The 11587-nt window shown below is 73.6% G+C and carries 11 protein-coding genes; 3 read left to right on the top strand and 8 right to left on the bottom strand.

Going from position 1 to position 11587, the window contains the following annotated elements; genetic code table 11:
* The first annotated feature begins 38 nt into the window (after positions 1–38).
* Entirely contained in the window at positions 39–638 is a 600-nt protein-coding gene (gene idi, locus ACFVXJ_RS12950; RefSeq protein ID WP_389661762.1) for an isopentenyl-diphosphate Delta-isomerase, read from the top strand.
* Between the two features lie 32 nt (positions 639–670).
* Here the strand turns inward: idi and ACFVXJ_RS12945 are convergent, their stop codons facing one another.
* Positions 671–1213 carry an ATP-binding protein gene (locus ACFVXJ_RS12945; protein ID WP_389661761.1) on the bottom strand — a complete coding sequence of 181 codons (543 nt, stop codon included), beginning with the start codon at positions 1211–1213 and terminating at the stop codon, positions 671–673.
* 94 nt (positions 1214–1307) lie between these two features.
* A complete protein-coding gene (locus tag ACFVXJ_RS12940) occupies positions 1308–1502 on the bottom strand; it encodes a hypothetical protein (RefSeq protein ID WP_389661760.1) in 195 nt (64 codons plus the stop codon).
* 59 nt (positions 1503–1561) lie between these two features.
* On the opposite strand from ACFVXJ_RS12940, the gene ACFVXJ_RS12935 reads away from it, so the two are divergent.
* A complete protein-coding gene (locus ACFVXJ_RS12935; RefSeq protein WP_389661759.1) occupies positions 1562–2311 on the top strand; it encodes an enoyl-CoA hydratase/isomerase family protein in 750 nt (249 codons plus the stop codon).
* On the opposite strand, the gene ACFVXJ_RS12930 is transcribed toward ACFVXJ_RS12935, so the two are convergent.
* Both ACFVXJ_RS12930 and ACFVXJ_RS12925 read right to left on the bottom strand, forming a co-directional pair.
* Positions 2286–2924: a DJ-1/PfpI family protein gene (locus ACFVXJ_RS12930; RefSeq protein ID WP_389661758.1), complete on the bottom strand. Its 639-nt coding sequence runs from the start codon at positions 2922–2924 to the stop codon at positions 2286–2288. The two genes, ACFVXJ_RS12935 and ACFVXJ_RS12930, sit on opposite strands and share 26 nt — an antisense overlap.
* 663 nt (positions 2925–3587) lie before the next feature.
* Entirely contained in the window at positions 3588–4544 is a 957-nt protein-coding gene (locus ACFVXJ_RS12925; RefSeq protein WP_389661757.1) for a GlxA family transcriptional regulator, read from the bottom strand.
* 103 nt (positions 4545–4647) lie between these two features.
* Between ACFVXJ_RS12925 and ACFVXJ_RS12920 the strand changes: the two genes are divergently transcribed.
* Positions 4648–6285: an ABC-F family ATP-binding cassette domain-containing protein gene (locus ACFVXJ_RS12920; protein WP_389661756.1), complete on the top strand. Its 1638-nt coding sequence runs from the start codon at positions 4648–4650 to the stop codon at positions 6283–6285.
* Here the strand turns inward: ACFVXJ_RS12920 and ACFVXJ_RS12915 are convergent.
* From ACFVXJ_RS12915 to ACFVXJ_RS12900, 4 genes are all read right to left on the bottom strand, one after another.
* Positions 6282–7055: an SDR family NAD(P)-dependent oxidoreductase gene (locus tag ACFVXJ_RS12915; RefSeq protein WP_389661755.1), complete on the bottom strand. Its 774-nt coding sequence runs from the start codon at positions 7053–7055 to the stop codon at positions 6282–6284. The two genes, ACFVXJ_RS12920 and ACFVXJ_RS12915, sit on opposite strands and share 4 nt — an antisense overlap.
* Before the next feature lie 40 nt (positions 7056–7095).
* Positions 7096–8289, bottom strand: coding sequence for an MAB_1171c family putative transporter (locus ACFVXJ_RS12910; protein ID WP_389661754.1), 1194 nt, complete (start codon positions 8287–8289; stop codon positions 7096–7098).
* Positions 8279–8743, bottom strand: coding sequence for a hypothetical protein (locus ACFVXJ_RS12905; RefSeq protein WP_389661753.1), 465 nt, complete (start codon positions 8741–8743; stop codon positions 8279–8281). Before ACFVXJ_RS12905 ends, ACFVXJ_RS12910 begins: the two co-directional genes overlap by 11 nt.
* Before the next feature lie 293 nt (positions 8744–9036).
* Complete coding sequence (locus ACFVXJ_RS12900) at positions 9037–11544, bottom strand: Tex family protein (protein ID WP_389661752.1); 2508 nt, start codon at positions 11542–11544, stop codon at positions 9037–9039.
* Positions 11545–11587: the final 43 nt, after the last annotated feature.

Genomic DNA, 11587 nt, shown 5'->3' with positions numbered 1-11587 from the left:
GCAGACTTGCAAGCCGAAGTCCGAAGCGAAGGATGGGTATGCCGATCACACCAGCCACCGCCGGGAACAGCGCGTCCGCCGGCACCGGGACCCGGGAACCGATCATGCTCGAACTGGTCGACGAGTCCGGCAACACCATCGGCACGGCGGAGAAGCTCTCCGCGCACCAGGCGCCCGGCCTGCTGCACCGGGCGTTCTCCGTGTTCCTCTTCGACGAGCAGGGCCGTCTGCTGCTCCAGCGGCGGGCCCTCGGGAAGTACCACTCCCCCGGTGTCTGGTCGAACACCTGCTGCGGTCACCCCTACCCCGGCGAGTCGCCGTTCGCGGCCGCCGCCCGGCGGACCCACGAGGAGCTGGGGCTGTCGCCGTCACTGCTCGCGCAGGCGGGGACGGTGCGCTACAACCACCCGGACCCCGCGTCGGGGCTGGTGGAGCAGGAGTACAACCACCTGTTCGTGGGATTGGCGCAAGCCGCGGTGCGGCCGGATCCGGAAGAGGTCGGGGACACCGCGTTCGTCACCGCCGAGGAGCTGGCCAAGCGGCACGCCGAGGCTCCGTTCTCCGCGTGGTTCATGACCGTGCTGGACGCGGCCCGGCCCGCGATCCGCGAGCTGACCGGCGAGGCCGCGGGCTGGTAGCCCGCACGTCCCCGCCCGCGCGTCCCCGCGCCCTACGCCCTCGGGACGGGGGCGCCGACCGGGGCGGTGAGGGGCAGGGCCGCCCAGATGACCTTGCCGCCGGTGGAGGTGTGCTCGACGTCGCACACCCCGCCGGCCTCCCGGGTGATCTCCCGGACGAGCAGCAGGCCCCGGCCGCCGGTCTGGCCGAAGTCGGCCTCCAGCGCCTTGGGGCGGTAGGGGTGGTTGTCCTCGACGGCCACCCGTACCCACGCGCGGCCCACGGCCACCTCGACGGCGACCTCCGGGGAGAGCAGGGCGGCGTGCCGGACGGAGTTCGTCACCAGCTCGGAGACGATCAGCAGCAGGGAGTGGACCAGGTCCTGGTGGGCCGGCACCCCCTGCCGGCCGAGGAGGTCGCGGACCGCGCGGCGGGCCTGCGGAACGGATTCTTCAACCGCGGGCGCGGTGAACCTCCACACTCCCTCGTAAGCGAGAGGGTCCGCCGGAGCCTCCGGCTCACCTCCCCTGGCCTGCGGGACACTCCCGCTGTCGTCCATCTTCACGCCCCCGTCTTCACGCTCGATCGTCTCCACGGTTCAAGAGTGGACAACAGCCAGGTCCGGACCGCGTGGCTGACCAGAAGTCAGCGTCAATCGTGCACTTTCCGACCACTGGCGTATGACAGCGTCAGTTGTTCGACCGTTCCTGATCCACCGGCGCGCTGTTCCCGGCCGCCGTCCTGGCGGCCCCGCCCGTCCCGTCCGGCCCGCTGGTCGGGTCCCGCACCTGGTCCGCGCCCGCCCGGCCGAGGATCCGGCGGGCGGCCAGGCCGAGGGCGAGCAGTTCGACCCGCGCACCACCAGGGCACCGGCCAGTCGGCACAAGCCGCCGGTGAGGAGGCACCGATCACAGGTTCGGCCGGCCCGGATAGCATCCGGCGCATGGACGCAGCCCTCCTTCACACGGTGGCCGACGGGGTCGCCACCGTCGTCATCTCGCACCCGGCGAAGCGCAACGCCATGACCGCCGCCATGTGGCGGGCGCTGCCCGGGTTGCTGTCCGAGCTGGCGGACGACGTGTCCGTACGGGTGGTCGTGCTGACCGGGGCCGGGCCGACCTTCTGCGCGGGGGCGGACATCACGTCGTTGACCGGTGACGAGGACCCGCAGGCGCTGTCGGTGGCGGCGGAGGATGCCTTGGCGGCCTTCCCCAAGCCGACGATCGCCGCGATCCGCGGGTACTGCGTGGGCGGCGGGAGCCAACTGGCGGCGGCGTGCGACCTGCGCTTCGCGGAGGCGGGGGCGGAGTTCGGGGTGACCCCGGCGAAGCTGGGCATCGTCTACCCGGCGTCCTCGACACGGCGGTTGGCCGCGCTGGTCGGGCCGGCGACCGCCAAGTACCTGCTCTTCTCGGCGGAGTTGATCGATGCGGAGCACGCCTTGCGCGCGGGGTTCCTGAACGAGCTGCTGCCGGTCGGGGAACTCGACAAGCGGGTCGCGGAGTTCGCCCGGGCGCTGACCTCCCGCTCGCGGCTGACGCAGGCCGCGGCGAAGGAGTTCGCGGACGGCCGGACCGACCGGGACGCGTACTGGGCCGCCCAGGCCGCCGGGAGCGGCGACACCGCGGAGGGCGTCGCCGCGTTCCTGGAGCGGCGCGCGCCCGTGTTTACCTGGACTCCTCCGACGCACTGACGGCGCGCAGCCGCGCGACGAGTTCGGCGGGGGCCTTGGCGGGGGACCCGGCGTCGTAGGGCGGCTGCGGGTCGTACTCGGTCATCAGTTGCACGGCGCGGGCCACGTCGTCGCCGGCGGCGCGGCCGAGGAGCGTGAGGCCCATGTCGATGCCGGCCGACACTCCGGCCGCGGTGACGTACTTGCCGTCGAAGACCACGCGCTCGCCGGTCGGCTCGGCCCCGAAGGCGCGGAGCCGGTCCAGGAACAGCCAGTGGCTGGTGGCGCGGCGCCCGTCGAGCAGGCCGGCGGCGCCGAGCAGGAGCGAGCCGGTGCAGACGGAGGTGGTCCAGGTCGTGGTGGCGTCCACGGACCGCAGCCAGTCGAGGACGACGGGGTTGGCCATCTCGATCTCGGGGTGCGGGCCGCCGGGCACGATGACGATGTCGGGCCGGGTGACCTCGTCGAGCCCCTTGTCGGCGACGAGTGCGAGGCTCCCGGCGTCGGTCCGCACGGGCCCCGGCCGCTGGGAGACGAAGACGACCTCGGCGCCGGGGAGCCGTCCCAGGGTGTCGTAGGGACCGACGGCGTCGAGCGAGGTGAAGCGGTCGTAGAGCAGTACGGCGATCTGCATGGTTCCTCCGCAGTGGTGGTGGTTCTGGTGGTGGTGGTTTCTGGTGGTGGTCGCCCGGGTGGCTACGGGTGCGCCGGTGGGGCCCGGGGTCGGCGGCGCCGCCGGGTGCTCGGGGTTGGGGCAAAGCCTGCTGGTCGGGCGGAGCCCGGGGCGGGCGACGCGGCCGTGGGTCGGGCGGGGCCGGAGGACGGCGCCCGGCTCGGGCGCGGCCGGAGTCACGGCCGAGCCGGACGCCGCCCGCCGACCCCGGGTCCGCCGGTTGGCCGGGCCGGCCCAGCCCGTCGGACCGCGCCGCCGGAGTGCTCGTCGTCAGGGCAAGGGCCTGCTGGTCGGGGCGGAAGCCCGGGGCGGCAGGCATCCGGCGGCCTTTCGCGGGGAGCCGTTGGGCGGACGTGGCTGGTGGCGGCGCCCAGGGTGGGCGGCGGAAGGCTCGGGCGACGCGCCCGGCGGCTGGGGCGCGGGGCGCTTCCGGGCGCGCGGCCCGGGGGGGCGGAGGTCGGGGGCCGGGCGCGCGGCCCGAGGGGTCGCGGGTCGGGTCAGGGGCGGGCGGAGCCCGGTGACCCCGGCCCGGGGCGGGCGGAGCCCCGGTGACCCCGGCCCGGGTGCTCGGGGCCGGGCGAAGTCTGCCGGTGGGGCGGAGGCACGGGCGGGGGTCGGGCGGGGTCAGGGGCCGAAGCGGCGGCGGTATTCGGTCGGGGGTTGGCCGAGGGTGCGGAGGAAGGCGCGGCGGAGGGCCTCCGGGGTGCGGTAGCCGGAGGCGCGGGCGACCCCGGCCACGCCCTCGCCGCCCTCCTCCAGCAGCCGCCGCGCATGCTCCACCCGCACCCGCTCGACGTACCGCCCCGGCGTCACCCCCGTCTCCGCCCGGAACGCCCGCGCGAAGTGGCGCGGCGACAGCGCGGCCCGCGCCGCGAGCGCCTCCACGCCCAGGTCCTCGCCCGGGTGCTCGGTGATCCACTGCTGTACGTCCCGCAGCGGTTCCCGCCGCGCCGTCTGCGCCGCCAGCTGAGCGCTGAACTGCGCCTGGTTCCCCGGCCTGTGCAGGAACACCACCAGGTGCCGGGCGATCAGCAGCGCCGCCTCCCGCCCGACGTCCTCCTCCACCAACGCCAGGGCCAGGTCGATGCCGGCCGTGACCCCGGCCGAGGTCGCCACCCGCCCGTCCCGCACGTAGATCGGGTCGGGGTCGACCGTGACGGTCGGGTAGTCCCGCGCCATCCGCTCGCAGGCGTCCCAGTGCGTCGTGGCCCGGCGGCCGTCCAGGAGCCCCGCCTCCGCCAGGAGCAGTCCGCCCGTGCACACGGACACCACCCGCTCCGCGCGCCCCCCGTAAGCGCGGAGCCAGTCGGTGAGCCTCGGTTCGAAGGAGCCCGTGTACCGGCCGCCCGGCACCAGCAGGGTCGTCCCCGGCCCGGGCCGGGCGCTCTCCAGGTCACCGTCGGGGACCAGCGTCAATCCGCTGCCGGTGCGTACGGGAACGCCTCCTGGGGAGACCGTCCTGATCCGGTACCCGGGGTGCTCCGGGAACCGGCCGACCCCGGCGAACACCTCCACCGGGCCGGTCACATCCAGGCTCTGGACCCCGTCGTAGAGGAGGACGAGCACGTTTCGCGACGACATGCGTCCATCCTGTGACGCCGCCGCGATGGCCGCAATGACGTGCTTCCCACCTATCCGGCCACCGTCGGGGCGCCGCCGGCCGCGCGGATAGGATCGACAGATCATGACTGCCACTCTCGTCGCCAAGAACCTCACCGCCGCGCACGGTGAGCGCACGCTCTTCGCCGATCTCGACCTCGTCGTCGCGCCCGGCGACGTCATCGGACTCGTCGGCGTCAACGGCGCCGGGAAGTCCACCCTGCTGCGCCTGCTCGCCGGGCTGGACACCCCGGAGACCGGTGAGCTGCGCCTCTCCCCGCCCGGCGCCGCCGTCGGGCACCTCCCGCAGGAGCCCGAGCGCCGCCCCGGGGAGTCGGTCCGTGCGTTCCTCGCCCGCCGTACCGGCGTCGCGGCGGCGCAGGCCGAGCTCGACGCGGCCACGCAGGGCCTCGTCGACGGCACCCCCGGCGCCGACGACGCCTACGGAGAGGCCCTCGACCGCTGGCTGAACCTCGGCGGCGCGGACCTCGACGAGCGGGCCCAGGAGGTCGCCGACGACCTCGGTCTGTCCGTCGGCCTCGACCTTCCGATGACGGCCCTCTCCGGCGGTCAGGCGGCCCGCGCCGGCCTCGCCTCCCTCCTCCTGTCCCGGTACGACGTGTTCCTGCTGGACGAGCCGACCAACGACCTCGACCTCGACGGTCTGGAGCGGCTGGAGCGGTTCGTGCAGGGACTGCGCGCGGGCACGGTCGTCATCAGCCACGACCGCGAGTTCCTGGCGCGCACCGTGACCAAGGTCCTCGAACTCGACCTGGCGCAGCAGGAGATCAACCTCTACGGCGGCGGCTACGAGGCGTACCTGGAGGAGCGCGAGCGGTCCCGGGCGCACGCCCGCGAGGAGTACGACGAGTACGCGGACAAGCGCTCCGCGCTGGAAGGCCGGGCCGCGATGCAGCGCGGCTGGATGGACAAGGGCGTCAAGAACGCCCGTCGCAAGGCCACCGACAACGACAAGATCGGCAAGAAGTTCCGCAGCGAGGCGAGCGAGAAGCAGGCCGCCAAGGCCCGCCAGACGCAGCGCGCCATCGAGCGGCTCGACGTGGTCGACGAGCCCCGCAAGGAGTGGGAGCTGCGGATGGAGATCGCGGCGGCCCCGCGTTCGGGTTCGGTGGTGGCCACGCTGCGCGAGGCGTCCGTCACCCGGGGGGACTTCCGCTTCGGCCCGGCCAGTCTGCAGATCGACTGGGCGGACCGGGTCGCGATCACCGGTGCCAACGGGGCGGGTAAGTCCACCCTGTTGGCCGTGCTGCTCGGCCGCCTCGCGCCCGCTTCCGGTGCGGCCACCCTCGGTTCGGGCGTATTGGTCGGCGAGGTTGACCAGGCGCGGGGGCTGTTCCTCGGGGACGAGCCGCTGCTGGAGGCGTTCTGCGCCGCCGTTCCGGACACCGAGCCCGCCGAGGTACGCACGTTGTTGGCCAAGTTCGGGCTCAAGGCGGCCCACGTGTTGCGCCCGGCGGCCACCCTCTCGCCCGGCGAGCGCACCCGCGCGGCGCTGGCGCTGCTCCAGGGCCGCGGGGTCAACCTGCTGGTGCTGGACGAGCCCACCAACCACCTCGACCTGCCGGCGATCGAGCAGTTGGAGTCGGCGCTGGACGCGTACGAGGGCACGTTGCTGCTGGTCACCCACGACCGCCGGATGCTCGACGCCGTGCACGTGACCCGCCGCCTGGATGTCGCGGACGGCAAGGTCACGGAGCTCTAGAGGATCTCCGGCGCCCGCCGGGTGCGGGCCATCCGGCGGGCCACGAAGTCGCGCGGCAGGTGGCGGGCCGCGAGGGCGTACGCCTGGTAGCGGCGGCTGGTGATGCTGACGGGGCGGCGCCGGGCCAGGTCCTTGAGGGCTTTGGCCACCACCGCTTCGGGCTCCAGCCACACCGCGTCGCGCAGGGCGCTGACGTCCATGCCGGCCCGCCGCTGGAACTCGGTCCGGGTGAATCCGGGTGTCACCGCCAGCACGCGCACCCCGTACGGCTCCATGTCGATCCGTACGGATTCGCTGAAAGCGGTGACCCACGCCTTGGCGGCCCCGTAGGTCCCGGTCGGCAGCAGGCCGGCGACCGATGAGACGTTGAGCACGGCGCCCCGGCGGCGTTCGCGCAGGCCGGGCAGCACCGCGTGGGTGAGCCGCAGCGGGACCTTGACGAGCAGGTCGAGCATCCGCTCCTCGTCGTCGACCGGGCTGTACGGGAAGGGCGCGGGCAGTCCGAAGCCGGCGTTGTTGACCAGGACGTCGACGGGCCGCGCCGGGTCGGCGAGCCGCCCGGCGACCTTCTCGCACTGCGCGGGATCGAGCAGGTCCGCGGGCAGCACCTCGCAGGACGTCCCGAGGGCGCGGCCGAGTTCGTCGGCGAGGGCGGTGAGCCGCTCCTCGTCGCGGGCGACGAGGACGAGGTCGCAGCCCTTGGCGGCGAGGCCCCGGGCGAAGGCCGCGCCGAGGCCGGCACTGGCCCCGGTGATCAAGGCGGTGGTCACGAGGGTGTCACTCCTTCGGTGGTACGGGCGGGCGGCCGTGCTACGCCGGCCGCGCCGTGAACGCGGTGGTCGAGGGCGAGCCGTACGCCTCCGCGACGTGCACCAGGAAGCGGGCCTCCTCGTCCAGGTCGCCGCCTTCCGCGGAGGTCTGGAGCGCGGCGGGCAGCTCCAGGTCGGACGCCTCCCCCGCCTGTCGGACGGGCAGCCCGGCCAGTTTGGCCTGCCGGGCCTCCTTGAGCAGGCAGGCCAGTGCGGCCGCGGACCGCCGTTGCTCGGGCACCCCGGTTCCGGTGACGTGGCTGCGCGCCGACTCCGCGAGGCCCGGGGCGACGTACTCCCCCAGGATCAGGATCGCGTCGCGCGTCTCGATCACCTTGCGGTACACCAGCAGGTTGCGCGGCAGGGGCGGCCAGAGCAGTTCGACGACCCGCCCGGCGCGCGGCTTCGACAGGACGACGTGCGGTACGGCTTGGACCAGGTCTTGCCACAGCGGCCACAGGCGCCACGCGGTGGCGATGTCGGCCGTCGTACGGCGCAGGGTGAACAGGGTCGGGACGACGATCGCGGCGGCCCGCAGCAGCCCGTGCAGGTTCATCATCAGCGGCAGGGCGGGCATGGCCCAGGTACTGCCGAAGAGGGCCTTGAGCAGGTACACGAACCAGAACACCCCGGCGAGGGCGGTGCCGAGGCCGAACAGCCGCAGCCCGAAGGCCAGTCCGCGGCTTTCGGTGCGCCGGCTGTAGCGGGCGCACACGTACACGCAGGTGGTGTTGGCGACGAGGTGGGCCGAGATCAGCACCAGCCAGTAGGCGAGGGAGGGCACCGGTTCGCCCACGGGCGGCATGGTGTGCGTCCCGTGGGCGGGCGCGAGGGTGTCCAGCACGATCAGCGTCGTCAGCCAGAGCACCGTGCCGGTCCAGGAGGCCAGTTGGAGCCGGCGGCCCCGGGTCGCGGCGGCCACGAAGTAGAGCACGGCGCCGGCCGAGAGGACACCGATGAGGTTGCGGACCAGGCCGATCGCGTGCGCGTAGCCGGCGTCGCGGCTGGTCGCGTAGGCGACGACATCGGGCAGGTTCAGGGTCATCGCGGCGGCGGCGGTCGCCACCGCCAGCCACAGGCCGCGCTGTTGCGGGGAGCGCAGGGCGCCGGGTGCGCGCAGCAGGACCGCGATCCACAGGCACACCACGCTCGGGACGGCGAGCCAGTCGCCGAACGCCGTCAGGTCAGCCGCCATCGTGGGCGCCCCGTCCGTATCCCATCGCGGACTCCAGCCGGGCGAGGGCGCCGCGCGGGGCGGTCCGTATCTTCGCGCCGTTCCCGGCGGTCCGCATACGGATCATGCTCGCGAGCATCTCCGCCTCCTGCTCCTGACGGGTGGTGTAGTTGGTGCGTCCGAGGACGACGGGCGCCTTGCCGTCGGTCTCCTCACCCTCCAGCGAGTGGTGGCCGAACAGGATGTGGCCGATCTCGTGGAGCACGATGTGCTCGCGGTGCAGGGGGGTGGTCTGGGCCTCGTAGAAGACGTAGTCCACGCCGGCGGTGCCGACCCACAGTCCGCAGACGCCCGATTCGGCGGCCTCCTTGGGCAGCGGGTGGAGCCGGATGGGGCGTCCGCGCTGTTCGGCGATGTCCGTGCACAGGTGCTCGAGCGAGAACGGGCGGGTCAGGTCCAGATGGCCGAGAATCATCTCGCACCGTTTACGCAGGTTGAGATTCCGATAGGGCATGTGTTCCCTCTTCGGACCCTTTCTCGGGCAGCGTCGATAGGCGTGCGTGGGCATGGGTTACATCCTGTGCCTTGAGGCGGCCTTCGGAGTGCGGGCCCGAAGGGGAATGCGGACGCCCGTCCGCGTCAGGACGAACGGGCGTTCCACCCATGCCTACAGATCTTGTACGGGAGTTGGCAAGGCCGGGCGACCGGCCGGGGAACCTATTCGGCCAACCCGTACGGGACCACGCGCCCGGTCGCCCGGCGCGCGGCCTACCGCTTGCGGCGCTCCTCCTTGCCGGTGAGGCCGGCCCGGCGCAGGGCGTCCGCCATCGCGCTGTTGGCCGGGGCCGGGGCGTTGCCGCCACCCTGGCCGCCGGTCCGGCCCTGGGCGCCGCCACCGGTCCTGCCCTGGCGGTTCTGGGCGCCCTGAGTGCCTTGGCCGCCCTGCCCGCCCTGCCCGCCCTGCCCGCCTTGGCCCCCGGCGCCCCGCCGGTCGCCCTGGCCGCGCTGTTGCGGGGGACGGCCGCCGCCGCGCCGCTCCTCGCGCTGCCTCGGGGCGCCGGGGGCGCGGTCGCCCGTCGCCTCGTCGTCGATCCGCAGCGTCAGGGAGATCCGCTTGCGCGGGATGTCCACGTCCATGACCTTCACCCGGACGATGTCGCCGGGCTTGACCACGTCGCGCGGGTCCTTGACGAAGGTCTTCGACAGGGCGGAGACGTGCGCGAGGCCGTCCTGGTGGACGCCGATGTCGATGAAGGCGCCGAAGGCGGCGACGTTGGTGACCACGCCTTCGAGGATCATGCCGGGCGCGAGGTCGCCGATCTTCTCCACGCCCTCCTTGAAGGTGGCCGTCTTGAAGGCGGGGCGCGGGTCGCGGCCCGGCTTCTCCAACTCGCGCAGGATGTCGGTGACCGTCGGCAGGCCGAAGGCGTCGGTGACGAACTGCTCCGGCCGCAGCGAGCGCAGTACGCCGCCGTTGCCGATCAGGGCCGCCACCTCGCTGCCGACCGTCTTGGCCATGCCCCGCACCACCGGGTACGCCTCGGGGTGCACGCTGGAGGCGTCCAGCGGGTCGTCCCCGTCGCGGATCCGCAGGAAGCCGGCGCACTGCTCGTACGCCTTGGGACCGAGCCGGGCCACGTCCTTAAGCCCCTTGCGGCTGCGGAAGGGGCCGTTGGCGTCGCGGTGGGCGACGATGTTCTCGGCGAGGCCGCCGCTGATGCCCGAGACCCGCGAAAGCAGCGGTGCGGAGGCGGTGTTGACGTCGACGCCGACGCCGTTCACACAGTCTTCGACGACCGCGTCCAGCGAGCGGGAGAGCTTCACCTCGGACAGGTCGTGCTGGTACTGGCCCACCCCGATGGACTTGGGGTCGATCTTCACCAACTCGGCCAGCGGGTCCTGGAGGCGGCGGGCGATGGATACCGCGCCGCGCAACGAGACGTCCATGCCCGGCAGTTCCTGCGAGGCGAAGGCCGAGGCCGAGTACACCGAGGCGCCCGCCTCCGAGACCATCACCTTGGTCAGCCCGAGCTCCGGGTGGCGGGCGATGAGGTCGCCGGCGAGCTTGTCCGTCTCGCGGGAGGCCGTGCCGTTGCCGATCGCGACGAGTTCGACCGCGTGTTCCTTCGCCAGCCGGGCCAGCTTGGCGAGCGACTCGTCCCACTTGTTGGCGGGGACGTGGGGGTAGATCACGTCGGTGGCCACGACCTTTCCGGTGGCGTCGACGACGGCCACCTTCACGCCCGTGCGGAAGCCCGGGTCCAGACCGAGGGTGGCGCGGGTGCCGGCGGGCGCCGCGAGGAGCAGGTCGCGGAGGTTGGCGGCGAAGACCCGGACGGCCTCGTCCTCGGCGGCGGCGCGCAGCCGGGTCCGCAGGTCGATGCCGAGATGTACCTGGATCTTGGTGCGCCAGGCCCAACGGACGGTGTCCGCCAACCACTTGTCGCCGGGACGGTTCTGCCCCGAGGGGGCGGCCACGCCGAAGCGGCGGGCGATCATGCCCTCGTACGCGGACGGACCGGGCGCGGCGGTCTCCTCGTGCTCGGCGGGCTCGTCGGGCTGGAGGTCGAGGACGAGCACGTCCTCCTTCTCGCCGCGGAGCATCGCGAGGACGCGGTGCGAGGGCAACGCGGTGAAGGGCTCGGCGAAGTCGAAGTAGTCGGCGAACTTGGCGCCCGCCTCCTCCTTGCCCTCGCGCACCTTGGAGGCGAGCCGGCCGCGGCTCCACATCCGCTCGCGCAGTTCGCCGATCAGGTCGGCGTCCTCGGCGAACTTCTCGGTGAGGATGGCCCGGGCGCCCTCCAGGGCGGCCGCCGCGTCCGCGACGCCCTTGTCCGGGTCGACGAACGCGGCCGCGGCGGCGGCCGGTTCCACGGAGGGATCGGCCAACAGGCCCTCGGCGAGCGGTTCGAGACCCGCCTCGCGGGCGATCTGGGCCTTGGTGCGCCGCTTGGGCTTGAAGGGCAGGTAGATGTCCTCCAGGCGCGCCTTGGTGTCGGCCTCCCGGATGCGGGCCTCCAGCTCGGCGTCGAGCTTGCCCTGCTCGCGTACGGAGTCGAGGATCGCCACGCGCCGGTCCTCCAGTTCGCGCAGGTACCGCAGCCGCTCCTCCAGGGTGCGGAGCTGGGCGTCGTCGAGCATCTCGGTCGCTTCCTTGCGGTAGCGAGCGATGAACGGCACGGTGGAGCCGCCGTCGAGCAGCTCGACGGCGGCCTTGACCTGCCGTTCCCGTACGCCGAGCTCCTCGGCGATCCTGCCTTCGATGGACATCGTCACGGTGCGGTCCTGCCTGCCTTCGTACGTGTGCGTGGGATGCGCG

This window comes from Streptomyces sp. NPDC058279 (genome assembly GCF_042881255.1).
GTDB lineage: Bacteria > Actinomycetota > Actinomycetes > Streptomycetales > Streptomycetaceae > Streptomyces.
Note: the sequence above shows the minus strand (reverse complement) of the source record. Positions and strands in the feature narration are given on the sequence as shown.